Origin of the sequence: Synechococcus sp. R55.4 (assembly GCF_047461935.1) — a bacterium.
Classification (GTDB): Bacteria; Cyanobacteriota; Cyanobacteriia; order Thermostichales; family Thermostichaceae; genus Thermostichus.
Map to the genome: position 1 here is coordinate 41,648 of NZ_JANSIF010000013.1, position 15,494 is coordinate 57,141.

General features: G+C 57.1%; 13 protein-coding genes. 4 read left to right on the top strand and 9 right to left on the bottom strand.

The features are described from left to right. Positions 1-314: 314 nt before the first annotated feature. The 6 genes from NW842_RS04870 to NW842_RS04895 form a co-directional block, all read right to left on the bottom strand. Positions 315-587, bottom strand: a complete 273-nt coding sequence (locus NW842_RS04870) for a hypothetical protein (protein ID WP_414347213.1) — start codon at positions 585-587, stop codon at positions 315-317. Positions 588-645: 58 nt separating this feature from the next. Continuing rightward, entirely contained in the window at positions 646-972 is a 327-nt protein-coding gene (locus NW842_RS04875; protein WP_414417582.1) for a DUF86 domain-containing protein, read from the bottom strand. Next, the gene (locus NW842_RS04880) at positions 962-1,252 is read right to left on the bottom strand and encodes a nucleotidyltransferase family protein (protein WP_414329506.1); all 291 of its coding nucleotides are present in this window, start codon (positions 1,250-1,252) and stop codon (positions 962-964) included. The genes NW842_RS04875 and NW842_RS04880 overlap by 11 nt, the downstream gene beginning before the upstream one ends. Positions 1,253-1,455: 203 nt before the next feature. Further along, complete coding sequence (locus NW842_RS04885; protein ID WP_414329508.1) at positions 1,456-1,791, bottom strand: putative toxin-antitoxin system toxin component, PIN family; 336 nt, start codon at positions 1,789-1,791, stop codon at positions 1,456-1,458. Beyond that, the gene (locus NW842_RS04890) at positions 1,781-2,005 is read right to left on the bottom strand and encodes a hypothetical protein (RefSeq protein WP_414329510.1); all 225 of its coding nucleotides are present in this window, start codon (positions 2,003-2,005) and stop codon (positions 1,781-1,783) included. Before NW842_RS04890 ends, NW842_RS04885 begins: the two co-directional genes overlap by 11 nt. Before the next feature lie 150 nt (positions 2,006-2,155). Next, a complete protein-coding gene (locus tag NW842_RS04895) occupies positions 2,156-2,650 on the bottom strand; it encodes a DUF3276 family protein (protein ID WP_414417583.1) in 495 nt (164 codons plus the stop codon). Positions 2,651-2,824: 174 nt separating this feature from the next. Here NW842_RS04895 and NW842_RS04900 point away from each other — a divergent pair, with 174 nt between their 5' ends. From NW842_RS04900 to NW842_RS04910, 3 genes are all read left to right on the top strand, one after another. Further along, the gene (locus NW842_RS04900) at positions 2,825-3,805 is read left to right on the top strand and encodes an integron integrase (RefSeq protein ID WP_414343089.1); all 981 of its coding nucleotides are present in this window, start codon (positions 2,825-2,827) and stop codon (positions 3,803-3,805) included. 241 nt (positions 3,806-4,046) lie between these two features. Further along, entirely contained in the window at positions 4,047-8,009 is a 3,963-nt protein-coding gene (locus NW842_RS04905) for a magnesium chelatase subunit H (RefSeq protein WP_414417584.1), read from the top strand. Positions 8,010-8,111: 102 nt separating this feature from the next. Continuing rightward, positions 8,112-8,486: a DUF6883 domain-containing protein gene (locus NW842_RS04910; protein ID WP_414330567.1), complete on the top strand. Its 375-nt coding sequence runs from the start codon at positions 8,112-8,114 to the stop codon at positions 8,484-8,486. Between the two features lie 269 nt (positions 8,487-8,755). Here NW842_RS04910 and NW842_RS04915 read toward each other — a convergent pair whose 3' ends face one another. The 3 genes from NW842_RS04915 to cphA all read right to left on the bottom strand — a co-directional run bounded on the left by NW842_RS04915 (position 8,756) and on the right by cphA (position 12,967). Further along, positions 8,756-9,625 (bottom strand): prepilin peptidase, encoded by an 870-nt coding sequence (locus tag NW842_RS04915; protein ID WP_414373194.1) that lies wholly within the window; start codon positions 9,623-9,625, stop codon positions 8,756-8,758. A gap of 122 nt (positions 9,626-9,747) precedes the next feature. Further along, positions 9,748-9,948 (bottom strand): hypothetical protein, encoded by a 201-nt coding sequence (locus tag NW842_RS04920; protein WP_414330572.1) that lies wholly within the window; start codon positions 9,946-9,948, stop codon positions 9,748-9,750. Between the two features lie 322 nt (positions 9,949-10,270). Continuing rightward, complete coding sequence (cphA, locus tag NW842_RS04925) at positions 10,271-12,967, bottom strand: cyanophycin synthetase (protein ID WP_414373191.1); 2,697 nt, start codon at positions 12,965-12,967, stop codon at positions 10,271-10,273. 257 nt (positions 12,968-13,224) lie between these two features. Between cphA and NW842_RS04930 the strand changes: the two genes are divergently transcribed. After that, on the top strand, positions 13,225-15,494 hold a 2,270-nt coding region (locus tag NW842_RS04930; RefSeq protein ID WP_414417585.1), incomplete at its 3' end, for a ComEC/Rec2 family competence protein.

Genomic DNA, 15,494 nt, shown 5'->3' on the forward strand with positions numbered 1-15,494 from the left:
CTGGCAACACCGACTTCAGCCCCTGTAGAGGTATAGTCATTCCGAATAAGTCTGGGACATTTGCCCTGCCTTCGATCTCTAACCGGCCAACACAAACATACCCCTTATCTGTCTCCCAAAGCAGACTAGGGGAACCTGGGATCCCCAAGTTGCTTTCCTGCAGTCTGAAACAACCATATATCCTGGCCCAGAGGGATCCTCATCTAACTTAATTGCCTCTATTTCCGATGCTGCTCCGGCAATTTGTCGGATTCATCCTCATCAGCGTTTTGTGCAGATTGGGATCCACATAACTCCAGACACCGCGCCTTTGCTTAGGTACGGGCTGAGAAGGGAACTTCCGGCTCCTCCGAGCCAACGATGTACGGGTCGTCTCCAAACGAAGTGTATTCGCTGTAGAGCTCGTCAGCAGTCATGCTGGGCCGCAAAGCCTCAATCAAAAACTCGTCGACGATACGCTTACAAGCGGCAATTGCGGCTTCGAGGGTCTCAAACTTTCCGTACTCGTACTCTTTATATTTCTCCACATAGTGGAAGTTGTCGGCAACCACCACAGTAAATGGGCGCGCTGGATCGGAGCCGGGCATGAGGTGAGGTCTAATGCTGCTGTTACTTCCGACATTATACATTTCTCTTAAGGGTTTATCAATTGTCGAAGAGAGGTTCTAATAAAATAAGATCTTCTTGAATCGTTTGCCAGATGATGGACAAACTCACTTGAAAATACTCATGGATCACAATATTCCGCATTCCCCGCATTTCGTCCCATGGAATTTCAGGATGCGAAGCCTCCACCTCTGGTGGAATGCCGCGAACTGCTTCACCAATAATTGCAAGATTATACAAAACTGCCCCAACTGTCTTTCGATCGACTTGAAATTCATCGAACGTGATGTCTTTTATAAACTCTCGGATCTCTTCAATCGCAGCTAGCACGTCTCTTACTCTGTTCTGCCAATCTCTAGAAGGCACGAACCACCTCCCGGAGAACGGATTCTTGCAGATAGGGCTTGAGGGAGTCAGGCGTACCTAGATCAACCGGACTCTCTAAAATTTCCTCTAGATATCGTTTCAAGCGTACAAAAGTGAACAATCCAACTGGACGGTCAAACTCTACTAGCAGATCGATATCACTGTCTGTTTGCGCTTCATCCCTTGCTACTGAACCAAAGAGCATTAGAGACTTTACGCCAAAGTCCTTCAGAGTGTTCTGGTGATTTGCCAGTAATGTAAGGACTTCCTGTTTTTGCATTACCCAACCTGCAATGAAAAGAAAAGTCCATTAGGAATTATAGCTCACCTATTTCCTCTCAATTACGACTCAAACAAAGATTCATAACGCTTTGCAGGTCGCAGGCACAGTTGAGCCGAGGCACACCTTGCAGAGGACAGGGATCCCTGGGTTCCCGCAATGAGGGCATTTGAGCTTGCTCATCATCTTGTCTCTGGGTACATCTAACGGCACGCACATCTTGCCTTGCCATTAACAGCCAGTTCAAGAAACTTGTCGTCTTTGGGATCACGACACGTCGCCACGCGCTCTACAATCTCCACCAAGACGCCATCTCTAACAAAAGTGCTCAAGAACTCCATCCGTTCTTCCTCGGTTATATACCTTTCAAATCCTTTGCGCCGCAGGACATCGCTCAATTCTTCAACGGTCACACGTGAGATAAGCAATTTGCCTCTCTGTGTTGCCCTGTCAAAGACTTGACGAGTGACAGAACATCTCAACAGGAGCGCACTGATAACAACATTGGTATCAAAAACAAAGCATGGTTCATTCGACATTCAGCAGAGATTCCAGTATCTCAGGAGTTAAGCCACGCTCCTGTGCTTTTTGGCTGATTTCATCTATGACAACCTGAAGGGGACGCGGTGGTACGATGAGGTCGCGCAGCCAAAGGTTAAGTAACAACTGAAACTTTCTTTGCAGGTCAGCAGGAATTTGACTGTAAAGTCTCGCTGTATCTGCATCCAGAGGAATGGTAATCACTGTGTTCATCTTTCCAACTCCTCGATGTTGGATATTATTACACTTGAGATTAAGTCGCGCTGGCTAACGGTTTGCGCATCACCCGCAGGCGAGCCGAGCGCAGCGAGGCGAAGCCTGTCGGGTGCATGCGCGTGTTAGCCGCCGCTTACTTCCTGCAATTCACTTCTGATCTTCTCGTGCTGACAATAAACCCAACTTTGCTAATCGGGAACGAATTGCACTTGGCTGCCTTTGAAAGAATGTTGCCAATTCGACGATGCCAATTCCTTCATGATATTTTGTCTTCAATCGCTCATCTTCGTCAGATGTCCACCGTTCGTAGGCCTTTGGATACTTTTGCCTTATGTTATCGAGATTGTATGCTTTGCTCTTGACACCCAAAAACTGCAATGCTTTCTGCAAGCCTTCGGTGAACATTTCCAAATGCTCTTCAAAAATCATCACTCTGCTGTGATCGTAACTTGTACCCGTCTGCCGTGACTCACTAATGACCAGATATTTAGTTCCATCTTTGGCTTCTTTTACATCAAAAAAATAGGTGCGACTGCCTGCCACAATTTTATGGGTGAAAAGCTCTTTCTTTTCTTCGTTATTCACTGATGCTCTTCTCCTATCTTTCTTCTCGCAGACAAATGCCAGAGTTTGCTTTGACATTTACGCTGGTGTCAGACCTGTCTCAAGGCGGCTAACATGTGTTTCTGCAGCTAGATGACTGATAATCACCTAAGAAGCAGACTTTTCCATCGCCTAGTGTAATGCTACCCTAATTTGTCTGTATAGTCAACATTTTGAGCGATAATTACCTCCAAAGGGTTTTTATCTGGCTGAATGAGCATTAACACACCCATACCTAGACCCAGAAAGCTCCTGGAGCAAGTCAGTGATGCCCTCCGGGTCAAACACTACTCCTACCAAACCGAGAAATCTTATCTTCTCTGGATCCGTCGCTTTATCTTGTTTCACAACAAGCGACACCCCAAGGAGATGGGCGGCGAAGAAATCAACGCCTTTCTCACTCACCTGGCGGTGGAGGGTAAGGTTGCCGCTTCCACCCAAAACCAGGCTCTCAGTGCGCTGTTGTTCCTTTACCGAGAAGTGCTGCATCTGGAGCTAGACCTTGACCTAGACGCCGTGCGAGCCAAACGGTCACGCTATTTGCCTACGGTCTTAACCCCTGAGGAGGTCAAAGCCATCATTGTGCATCTATCCGGGATCCATCGCTTGGTGGTGCAGGTGCTGTATGGCAGTGGCTTGCGATTGGCGGAAGCCCAGCAGCTCCGGGTCAAAGATGTGGATTTTAACCAACGGCAACTGGTGATTCGCAATAGTAAAGGGATGGAGAGCCGGTTAACGATGCTGCCAGAAACTTTAGTGGAACCTTTGCAAGAACACTTGCTCTGGGCAAAGCGACAACATCAGCAGGATTTGGAACAAGGATACGGCTCAGTCTATCTGCCATTTGCTTTGGAGCGCAAGTATCCCAATGCGGAGCGGGAGTGGAGCTGGCAATATGTCTTTCCGGCAGAAAGGTTATCTCAGGATCCTCGCACTGGCATCACCCGCCGCCATCATTTGCATGAGTCTGGATTACAACGGGCGATTAAACAAGCTGTCCAAAAAACCGGGATCCCCAAGCGGGTCAGTTGCCACACCTTCCGCCATAGTTTTGCCACTCATCTCCTGCAAAACGGCTACGACATCCGCACCGTCCAAGAATTGTTGGGCCACAAAGATGTCAAAACCACCATGATTTACACCCATGTGCTGAATAAAGGCGGGCGCGGGGTGAGAAGTCCATTGGATCCTTAGAAGGGGACGCTCTCTGGGGAAGGGATCCTCTTCCCCTTTACAGTACCTCAGCGATCATTGCGAATTATTACGACCTTGCCGCCATGCCCCCAGCAGGGATCCGTTTCTCTGGTAGAACGGGAAACAAGCAATAGGGGATCCTGCCTATCGCGTCAGCGGGACGGAGTCCTTTCGCGTTAGCAGGACAGAATCCTTTCCCCGGTTTACCCAATTTTTGCATTGCACGACGGAGAGCGACCGCATGTTTACTCTGGTTAAGCCCATCACCCGCCACGTTACCCCTGCCGAGGTAGGGGATCGCCGCTTGATGAAGGTGGTGTATGTGGTGTTGGAGCCGCAATATCAGAGTGCCCTGACCGCAGCAGTGCAGCACATCAACGCCCACAACTCCAAGCTGGCGGTGGAGCTGTCCGGCTATCTGGTGGAGGAGCTGCGGGATCCCGCGGGCTATGAGGCTTTTCGGCGGGATCTGGAAACGGCCAATGTCTTTATTGGATCCTTGATCTTCATCGAGGACATTGCCCAGAAGGTGGTGCAGGCGGTAGAACCCCTGCGGGAACGGCTGGATGCGGTGGTGGTCTTCCCTTCCATGCCAGAGGTGATGCGCCTGAACAAGATGGGATCCTTTTCTATGGCGCAGCTGGGCCAGTCCAAGAGCGCCATTGCCCAGTTCATGCGCAAGCGCCAGCAGGGATCCAACTTCCAGGAGGGGATGCTGAAGCTGCTGCAGACGCTGCCCAAGGTGCTGAAGTATCTGCCCTTCGACAAGGCGCAGGATGCCCGCAACTTCATGCTCAGCTTTCAGTATTGGCTGGGGGGATCCCGCGAGAACCTGGAGAACTTTTTGCTGATGCTGGCGGATCGCTACCTGCCGGGGATGCGGGGGCAGCTCTCCTTTGCCGAGCCGGTCACCTACTTGGAGATGGGCATCTGGCACCCCTTGGCGCCGCAGATGTTTGCCAGTCTGGCGGAGTATTTGGATTGGTACAACGCCCGCGAGGATCTGCCGCAGGACGTGAAGGATCCCTTGGCTCCCTGCGTGGGGTTGGTGTTGCAGCGCACCCACCTGGTGACGGGGGATGATGCCCACTACGTGGCCATGGTGCAAGAGCTGGAGTCGCGCGGGGCGCGGGTGGTGCCGGTGTTTGCGGGGGGTCTAGATTTCTCCAAGCCAGTGAACGAGTTTTTCTGGAACGCGCAGAAGACAGCGCCCATTGTGGATGTGGTCGTGTCGCTAACCGGGTTTGCCCTGGTGGGAGGGCCGGCGCGGCAGGATCACCCCAAGGCGGTGGAAGCGCTGCAACGGCTGAATCGCCCCTACATGGTGGCGCTGCCCTTGGTGTTTCAATCGACGGAGGAATGGGCTGCCAGCGACCTGGGGCTGCACCCGGTGCAGGTGGCTCTGCAGATTGCCATTCCCGAGCTGGACGGGGCCATTGATCCCATCATCCTCTCAGGGCGGGACGCGGCCACCGGCAAAGCCCATGCCATGCAGGATCGGATTGAGTTGATCGCGGCGCGGGCGATTAAGTGGGCCAACCTGCGACGTAAGCCCAAGCTGGAGAAGAAGATCGCCATCACCGTTTTCAGCTTCCCGCCGGACAAGGGCAATGTGGGGACAGCAGCCTACTTGGATGTATTTGCCTCTATTCACCGGGTGATGCAGGCCCTGGCCCACAACGGCTATGACCTCGGCCCCGAGCTGCCCAAAACCCCGCAGGAGCTGATGGAGTCCATCCTGCACGATCCCCAGGCCCAGTACGCCAGCCCGGAGCTGAATGTGGCCGCCAAACTGTCGGTGCGGGAGTACGAGGCGCTGACACCCTACGTGAAAGCCATCGAGCAATACTGGGGGCCAGCGCCGGGGCACCTGAATACCGATGGGCAAAATCTGCTCATCTACGGCAAGCACTTTGGCAATGTGTTCATCGGGGTGCAGCCCACCTTCGGCTATGAAGGGGATCCCATGCGGCTGCTTTTTTCCAGGTCAGCCAGCCCCCACCACGGCTTTGCTGCCTACTACACCTACCTGGAGAAAGTTTGGGGGGCGGATGCGGTGTTGCACTTTGGCACCCATGGATCCCTGGAGTTTATGCCGGGCAAGCAGATCGGCATGTCGGGCGAGTGCTATCCGGATAATCTAATTGGATCCCTGCCCAACCTGTACTACTACGCCGCCAACAACCCCAGTGAGGCCACTATTGCCAAGCGGCGGGGCTACGCCTGCACCATCAGCTACCTGACGCCGCCGGCAGAAAACGCCGGCCTCTACAAGGGGCTGCAAGAGCTGCGGGAGATGATCGGCTCCTACCAAACCCTGCGGGAGGGGGCGCGGGGCATCGCCATCGTCAACGCCATCTGCGACAAGGCGCGGCTGGTGAACCTGGACAAGGATGTGGAGTTGCCCCAGGGGGACGCCGCCCAGTTGAGCTTGGAAGAGCGGGACAGGGTGGTGGGCAAGCTCTACGCCCAGCTGATGGAGATCGAGTCGCGGCTGCTGCCCTGTGGCCTGCACGTGATCGGGGCGCCCCCCACCGCCGAAGAGGCGATTGCCACCTTGGTGAGCATTGCCAGCATCGACCGCCCCGAAGAAGGGATCCTGGGCCTGCCGCGCATTATTGCCCAAAGCCTGGGCCGGGATATCGATGAGATCTACCGCAACCGGGATCGGGGACACCTGGCGGATACGGAGCTGCTGGATCGCATCAACAAAGCTTGTCAAAAGGCAGTGGCGGCGCTGGTGCAGGAGCAGACCGACGCCCAGGGCCGGGTCGCGCGGGTGGCCAAGCTCAACTTTTTCAACATGGGCCGGCAAGCCCCCTGGTTGGCAGTCCTAAAAGAAGCGGGCTACCCCCAGGTGGATCCGGATCTTTTGAAGCCCTTGTTTGAATTTCTGGAAGAGTGCCTCAAGCAAATTACGGCAGATTATGAGCTGGGATCCCTGCTGAGGGCCTTGGAAGGGGAGTACATTTTGCCGGGGCCAGGAGGGGATCCCATCCGCAACCCCAATGTGTTGCCGACAGGGCGCAACATCCACGCTTTGGATCCCCAGTCCATCCCCACGGCAGCCGCCATCCAGTCGGCGGAGATGGTGGTGGAACGGCTGCTGGCTCGCGAGATGAGCAGTAACGGTGGCCGGTACCCGGAAACCATCTCGGTGGTGCTCTGGGGCACCGACAACATCAAGACCTACGGGGAATCCCTGGCGCAGGTGCTGTGTTTGCTGGGGGTGCGACCCAAACCCGATGCCCTGGGGCGGGTGAACAAGGTGGAGCTGATCCCCTTGGAGGAGCTGGGCCGTCCCCGAATCGATGTGGTGGTGAACTGCTCTGGGGTATTCCGGGATCTGTTTGTTAACCAGATGGACCTGATCGACCGGGCGGTGAAGCTGGCGGCCGCAGCGGTGGAGCCACCGGAGCTGAACTTTGTGCGCAAGCACGCCTTGCAGCAGGCAGAAGAGCTGGGGCTGACCCTGGAACAGGCGGCGACGCGGGTCTTTTCCAATGCGTCTGGCTCCTACTCGGCCAACATCAACCTGGCGGTGGAAAACAGCTCTTGGGAAGATGAAAGCGAGCTGCGGGAGATGTACCTATCCCGCAAGTCCTTTGCCTTTGGCTCGAATCTGCCTAACCAGCAGATGCGGCAGCTTTTTGAAGCCAGCTTGAAGACGGTGGATGTGACCTTTCAGAACCTGGACTCCTCGGAGATCAGCCTGACCGATGTCAGCCACTACTTCGACGCGGATCCCACCAAGCTGGTGCAAAGCCTGCGCCCCGACGGCAAGGCCCCCTCGGCCTACATGGCGGATACCACCACGCCCAACGCCCAGATCCGCACCCTGAGCGAAACCATCCGTCTGGACGCCCGCACCAAGCTCCTCAATCCCAAGTGGTATGAGGGGATGCTCAAGCACGGCTACGAAGGGGTACGGGAGATCGCCAAGCGGCTGGTCAACACTTCGGGCTGGTCGGCCACGGCAGGTGCGGTGGACAACTGGATCTACGAAGAAACCAACGAGACCTTCATCAAGGATGAGGCCATGCGGCAGCGCTTGATGAACCTCAACCCCCACTCCTTCCGGCGCATTGTCGGATCCCTGCTAGAGGTGCATGGGCGCGGCTACTGGCAGACTTCCCAGGCCAATATCGAGCGCCTGCAGGAGCTGTATCAGGAGATCGAGGACAGAATCGAAGGGGTGGAGTAATTAATATGGTTGTTTCAGGTTAGCGTGAGACGTCTGGGCTACTGTTCGCGCCAGCGGGACGGAGTCCTTAGACCTTACGTGAAGTCGGCAAAAGCTGCAACCATGGCCGGATCCTTGCCCAGGGCTTCTGAAGCAGCAGTGGATCCTGCCAAGTTCGTTGATTACTCTATGAATCCAGCTAATCCTGGAAATCAAGGCAAGTGGATTGCCTTTGCAGAGCTTGGCTATGATGTCAGTACACCAGAGGGAAGAAGGGTGGGATTTGCTCACATTCTGCAACAGGTTACTGCTGCTCTGCCTTGCGCCTTAGCCGGGGATCCGTTTCCAACACCCTATGGAAGCCGCTATCGAGTCAAGATTGAAATTTTGGGCCTCAATCAGAAAAAAGGCACTTTAGTGACCGTGTGGCAGGTTGATAAGGAAAGTTTAATCCCTCGTTTGGTCACCAATTGGCTAGAGGTACACAATGATGAGTAAAACCACTTCTAGAATCAAGCCATACAGTAGAGTCAAAACTGTGGCAGATGTCAAGGAGTATTTCAGCGAGACCACTATTCCTGCTGGAACTCAGGGATCCATTGTGGAATGTTACTCAGATCCCACTGAAGGCTATGCGGTTGATTTAGCGGTTCCGGATTTGAGCTTGGTAGGAGGTTTTCGATATTTTAATCTCATTCTTTTTCCCGATCAGTTTGAAGTCATAGATCCCGAAACATGAAGTATCCAATGTTGAATGGACGTTCCCTCTACCCCACCAATCCGGCCCAGCGTAGGTAGCCCTCCACCAGTTGGGATCCGGCCAGAGCCGCTACCCCTCCACCCAAGGCCAGGTAGGGGCCAAAGGGGATGGGTTTTCCCAGGCGGGCCCGCCCCTTGGTCATGGCCAGCAAGCTAGCCAGCAGGCCAAACCCGGAACCCAAAAGAAGGGCCACCACCACCCCCTGCCACCCCAACCACATGCCGATCAGGGCCAACAGCTTGCCATCTCCCCCACCCATGGCCTCCCGTCGCAAGGCCCACTGGGCCAAGAGGCCAATGCCCTCCAGCAGCCAGAGGCCCAGCACAGCTCCTGCAATCCCTTCCACCAGTGACAGGCCTGTAGCGGCCAGGGATCCGGATCCCTGGAGCCACGGCAGAGCCAGGCGGGCCAAAAGCCCCACCACCAGGCCTGAACGGGTCAGCTCCTCCGGCAGCAAAAAGGTATCCAGATCGATGAGCGCCAGGGCCAACAGCCAGCTCAACAAGATGCAGGTGAGGATCCCTTGGGCAGAAAACCCCAAAGCGCCGATGCTGAGGGCAAACAGGCCCATTGTCAACGCCTCAACGGCAGGGTAGCGCCAGCTAATCTGCGCTCCACAATGGCGGCAGCGACCGCGCAGCAACAACCAGCCTAGGATGGGAATGTTCTCCGTGGGGCCCAGCGGCGTCTTGCAGCTTGGACAATGGGATCCGGGATGGAGCAGAGAAAGACCCTGCGGCAGGCGATAGACCACCACGTTCAAGAAGCTGCCCACACAGGCCCCCAGCACCAGTACCAGCACCCAGGCCAACAGGCGCAGCTCCCAGATTCTGTTGGCGTCGGCGCTGCTCAGCCACATCATGCTCAGCCACATCATGTGAGCGTTGTGCAGTAGGGGAGAATCTCGAGCATGGCAGCCATTCCCATCGCGTCGGCAGGACGGAGTCCCTAAAGGCAGAAAAAGGAAGGATCTGCTCTGTCAGCGTAGCTCCTTGTGCCTCACCGCAGCGGCTCCAATTGCTGCAGCGGAATAAAAGTTTCCTGGGGCAGCAGGATGGGGAACTCGGAAAAGATCAGATCCCCTCGCAGGGTACGGCGGTGAATAACTACCCCCCGCGGAGGTTGCTCCAGCACTTCCGGTCGATGCTGCAGATGAAATTGATAAATCTGGCGAGCCGCTTGAAGCAGAGCGCTGTCCATGAGCTGTTTTCCTTGCCAAATTCACAACTACCCTAACGACATTCCCATCGCGTCGGCGGGACGGAGTCTTTAGACCTTTTGGGATCCCCAAAGTTCTGTCTGCCATCCCTCAGACTTTTTTAGAACGGTTAAGGCTTCTGAAAAGCCGAGGATCCCCTGAGCCGAACACCTGCTGCTTCCCAAAAGACAAGTCACCCGCCCCCGCCAGCCTAAACTTAGGATATCGCCGCCGAGGACTTATGGGTCATCTCCACCCACTCAATTCTCGATGTCTGTCCAGGAATGGAGGCCATAGAGCACTCTGGAGTTGTCGGCAGCCAGCCTAAGACAGTTTGACGTCAGGGCTGGGGGAGATCAAATCTGGGCCGATGCTGTAGGAGGAGCCACGGTAACTGGGTTTGGGATTGAGCTTGTCTTGAAAGCGGGTGATGATCTGGATGGTGCGCTGTACATCCGCCGGAAAGATCACCACCAGGTCTCCGGGTTCGGCCTTTTCCAAAGCGGTTTCGATAGCAGTTGCCTCATCCAAGATTTCCTGCAGACGATCCCCTGCCTTTTCCTGTTCCCAACCCTGCCGGATTAGGGCGGCCACCTCGCCTGGTTCCCGTCCTCGCCGGTCATCATCTTCTTTGACAATGGCTCGGTCGAACATGCGCGCTGCCAAGACTCCCAGCTCTCGTAGGTCGCTGTTGCGCCGATCCCCAGGCCCGCCGATAACCCCAATTTTTCGTTGGCAATCCCAGCGCTCCAGGGTACTTTGAATGGCTTCGTAACCTGCTGGGTTGTGGGCATAGTCCACCAACACCTGGTAGCCCCCTACATCAAACAAGTTGAGGCGACCGGGGGTCTGGGCTACAGAACTGGTGAAGGTGCCCAGCGCCATGCGGATGTCGTCGATGGAAACCCCGTGCAGGAAGGCTGCCAAAGTAGCGGCCAGCACATTTTGGATCATGAAGCTGGCCTTGCCAGAGAGGGTGAGGGGAATTTTGGTTACATCTTCTATGCGCAGTTTCCAGCCCCGTTTCAAAATGGAGATGTGGCCCTCTTCATAAACAGCCGCCGTGCCCCCGGAAGCAATGTGCTTTTGAATGAGGGGATTTTCCGGGTTCATACTGAAGTAGGCCACCGTCGCCTTAACATTGGCGGCCATGGCTGCCACCAGGCCATCGTCGGCATTCAGGACGGCGTAGCCCCGCTCGTGTACCGCTTCCACCAAGACGGATTTGACGCGGGCCATGTCTTCTAGGGTTTCGATATCCCCCAACCCCAGGTGATCTGAGGTTACGTTGAGCACCACGCCAATATCGCATTCCGGAAACCCCAGCCCCTCTCGCAAAATGCCGCCTCGCGCCGTTTCCAGCACCGCCACTTCTACGGTGGGATCCCTGAGCACCAGGCGGGCGCTGTGGGGGCCGGTCATGTCTCCCTTGGCAATTTGATGGTTTTGGATGTAGACGCCGTCGGTGGTGGTGAAGCCGACCCGCTTGCCGATGCCTTTGAGGATGTGGGCGATCAGGCGGGTGGTGGTGGTTTTGCCGTTGGTGCCGGTGACGGCCAGGATGGGGATGCGGGTGTGGCTGCCGGGGGGAAAGAGCATGTCGATGATGGGCTCAGCCACATTGCGCGGGATCCCTTCGCTGGGGGCCAGGTGCATGCGCAAACCCGGAGAAGCGTTCACCTCGACAATGCCGCCACCGGTTTCGTTGACGGGCTGGGCAATGTCCGGGCAGATGAGGTCGATGCCCGCCACATCCAGGCCGATGATCTGAGCTGCCCGTTCGGCAATGAAGGCGTTGTAGGGATGGATGATATCGGTGCAATCGACGGCGATGCCTCCGGTGCTCAGGTTGGCGGTGGATTTGAGGGTGCAATGTTCTCCTTTGGGCAGCACCGTATCCAGGGTGTAGCCTTTGCTTTCGAGGATACGCAGGGTCATGTCATCAACGCTAATTTGGGTCAGCACGTTTTCGTGGCCAAACCCCCGCCGCGGATCCCTGTTGACTTCGTCGATCAGCTCTTGAATGGTGGAGCGGCCATCTCCCACCACATAGGCTGGGATCCGCTTGGCCACAGCCACCAGCTTGTTGTTGATCACCAGCAGTCGGTAGTCATCCCCCACCAGGTGCTTTTCCACCAACACCACATCGGAGTATTGGCTGGCGGCATCGTAGGCGATCTCGGCGGCTTCCAGGCTGGTGATGTTGACGGTGATGCCCTTGCCGTGGTTGGCGTTAAGGGGCTTGATCACCACCGGAAAGCCCCCGACATCCTCGATGGTGGCTGCCAACTCGCTGCGGCGACGCACCGTATAGCCCTTGGGCACCGGGATCCCCATGTCCTGCAGCAGTTCTTTGGTGGCCCGCTTGTCAGCGGCCAGGTCGGCGGCAATGATGCTGGTTTTTTCAGTGGTGGTGGCTTCGATGCGCTTTTGGTAGACGCCGTACCCCAGTTGCACCAGGGATCCCTTGTTGAGGCGCAGATAGGGGATCCCGCGCAGGGCGGCCTCGTCCAGCAAAGCTTGGGTGCTGGGGCCGAAGCGGACGTTCTCTCGGATCTCTCGCAACTCTTGAATGTCCAGTTCTAGGTCGCGGCGGTAGTCTTCTCCATCCACCAAAGCCTGACAGAGGTAGACTGCAGCTTTGGCCGCAAAGCGCCCGGCCTCTGCCTCTTGATACTCGAACACGACGTTGTAGGTGCCGGGGGTGGAGGTTTCGCGGGTGCGGCCAAAATCCACTTTCATGCCGGCCAGAGTCTGCAGTTCCAAGGCCACATGCTCCACCACATGGCCCATGAGGGTGCCCTCTTCCACCCGTTGCAAGAATCCCCCATAGCAGCCGCGGGAGCACTGGTGTTCCCACAGTCCCGGCAACAGGGCCTCCAACCTTTCTTTGAAACCCGGGATGGTGTTGGTGGGTCGCTCCTGCAAGTCTTCCAGATCAAGCCGCATTTGAATCAGCTTATGACGACGGATGCTCCAGTAGTTGGGGCCACTGAGAACGCGGATGGATCGGATGCGCATAGGGTCTAGGGGAAACAGCGGGGAAGGGGACAGATAACTTAGGGTCGTTTTAGGGTCGTTTTCAGGATGCCGGCGCAGGAAACTGCCAAGGACTACATCCCGCTGGCGCGACCAGCCCTAATCTACACTCCCTTTGCCAAGGTCGAGAAAGAGTATCCTTTAATACAATTCTTTCGGCAGGCGAGCAAGGTTAAGACAACGCAATGGATCCCGCTTGACCACATCGGTACAGTGGGGGGCAGACGGGTCTGCGGCACATGGAAAGAACCTATCTGCTGGGGTTGGGCTGGATCTTGGGCCTGCTGGTGCGGGCTTGGCCTCAGGCTGCCGGATGGGGATGGGGGATCCCTCTGGGGTTGGGGCTGGCGGGATCCCTGCTGTGTCGGCGGCGACTGCGTTTGGCCCGCACTTGGCTGGCGATGGGGCTGGTGGGGTGTCTGGCTTGGGGTTACCTGGGTTGGCGGCAGCCTTTTCCCGGCCCGACGGATATCAGTCTGTTGGCCCCCCAGCAGCAGATGAACTTGGTGGGCACCGTCCTCTCGGAACCCCGTCCCACCCGCAGCGGACGGCTGCAATTTTGGCTGAGAGCAGAGCAGGTGTTGGAAGCCAACTCCACGGCTCGTCCGGTCTCCGGCAAGCTCTATGTCACCACCAGCCCCGTTCGCGCTGCTCGGACAGAGTCCTTTGCCCCACCAGGAGGGGAACTGCACCCCAACCAACGGGTGCGCCTGACGGGATCCCTGTACCTGCCCAGTCCGGCCTTGAACCCAGGCAGCTTCGATTTTCAAGCCTACCTGCAGCGCCAGGGGGCTTTTGCCGGCTTCAGCGCTCGCGAGGTGATCCCGCAGCCCGGGGAAAAGAGCTGGGGGGGCTGGGTGTTGCGGCGGCGGGTGCGGGAAGCGTTCATCGCCGGGCTAGGAGAGCGGCAGGGAAATCTGTTGGCTTCCTTGGTGCTGGGATCCCGGGCCGCCCAATTGGATTTCGACTTGCAGGATGCCTTCCGGGAAATCGGCATGGCCCATGCGCTGGCCGCTTCTGGGTTTCATGTGTCGCTGTTGGTGGGGGTGGTGTTTGTCCTGACGCGCCGGCTGGCGGTGCGCCTGCAGCAGGGGATCATTCTGGCAGTGCTGGGGCTTTACATTGCCCTGACGGGGTTCAGCCCTTCGGTGTTGCGGGCAGCACTGATGGGGGCAGCAGCCATGGTGGTGCTGACGGAGCCGCGCCTGCAGGGAAAAGTTAGGCTCAATCCGCTGGGCACGTTGCTGGTGGTGGCGGTGGTGTTGCTAATCTATCAGCCCATGTGGATTACGGATTTGGGGTTCCAGCTCAGCTTCGCCGCCACCCTGGGCCTGCTGGTGGGGACAGCTCCCATCGTTTCCCGCTTGGACTTTTTGCCCCCGGCAGTGGCCACCGCCTTGGCCGTTCCTCTGGCCGCCCAAATCTGGACCTTGCCGCTGCAAGTGGCCATCTTTGGCCGCATCCCCACCTATTCACTGCTGGCCAATCCCCTGCTGATGATCCTGTTGCTGCCGCTGCTGGTGGCGGGGTTCGGGGTGGCCTTTGTGGCTTTACTCTCTCCAGGGCTGGGATTCCTGCTGGCAAGGCCCCTAGGGCTGCTTCTCACGCCTTTGATCAACTGGGTGAGCTGGATAGCCGGTTGGCCCTTCAGCTCCTACTACACCGGCGGAGTTTCTCTGCTCCAGTGCTTGCTCCTCTACGGCGCGCTGGTGGCCGTGACCTTTTGGCCACGGTGGCAACGGGCTTTCCGCTGGCAGGGCACTGCCTTGATCCTGGTCGGGATCCTGTTGGGGCCGGGGTTGTGGCCGGGGCCAGCCGTTCAGATCACCGCCTTGGCCAGTGGGCGAATCCCCATCCTGGCCATTCAAGCGGAAGGGCGCCACCTCTTGCTCAACAGCGGGGATCCCCGCCTGGCAGAACGCACGGTGTTGCCCTTTTTGCGGCAGCGGGGCCTGCGCCGTCTGGATGGAGCGGTGGCCATGACCTCCGCCGGCTCTGCCAATGGCGGCTGGGAGATCCTGCTGTCGGCTTTCTCCAAAGGAGTACGTCCCGCCAGCGCGATTGGGCAATTTTGGGATGGGGGAGGGGCCAATGCGGCTTCCGAAAGTTACCTGCGCTCCCTCAGTGCTGTGCAAGCTGCCCAGATCCCCTATCAGGTGCTGCAGCCAGGCGATCGGATGCCTTTCTCGGAGCGGCTGCGGCTGCAAGCTGTCTACACCAATCCCCTGGTGTTGACACTGGAGGCTGAGGGATCCCATTGGCTGCTGCTGGGCTCTGCCGGCACCCATGTGCAAGCCGAGCTAACCAGATCCCCACTGATGCCGGCCCAGATCGACTGGCTGTGGTGGGACGGAGGATCCCTGATCCTGGATCTGTTGGAGCGCTTTCAAGTGCAGGCGGGCATCAGCTCTGGCCCTGTCAGCGAAGCAGTGACTGCCTGGTTTCGGCAAAAACAACGGCCCCTCTACGTAGCCGATCGAGCTGGAGCGGTGAGCTGGTCGCGACGGGG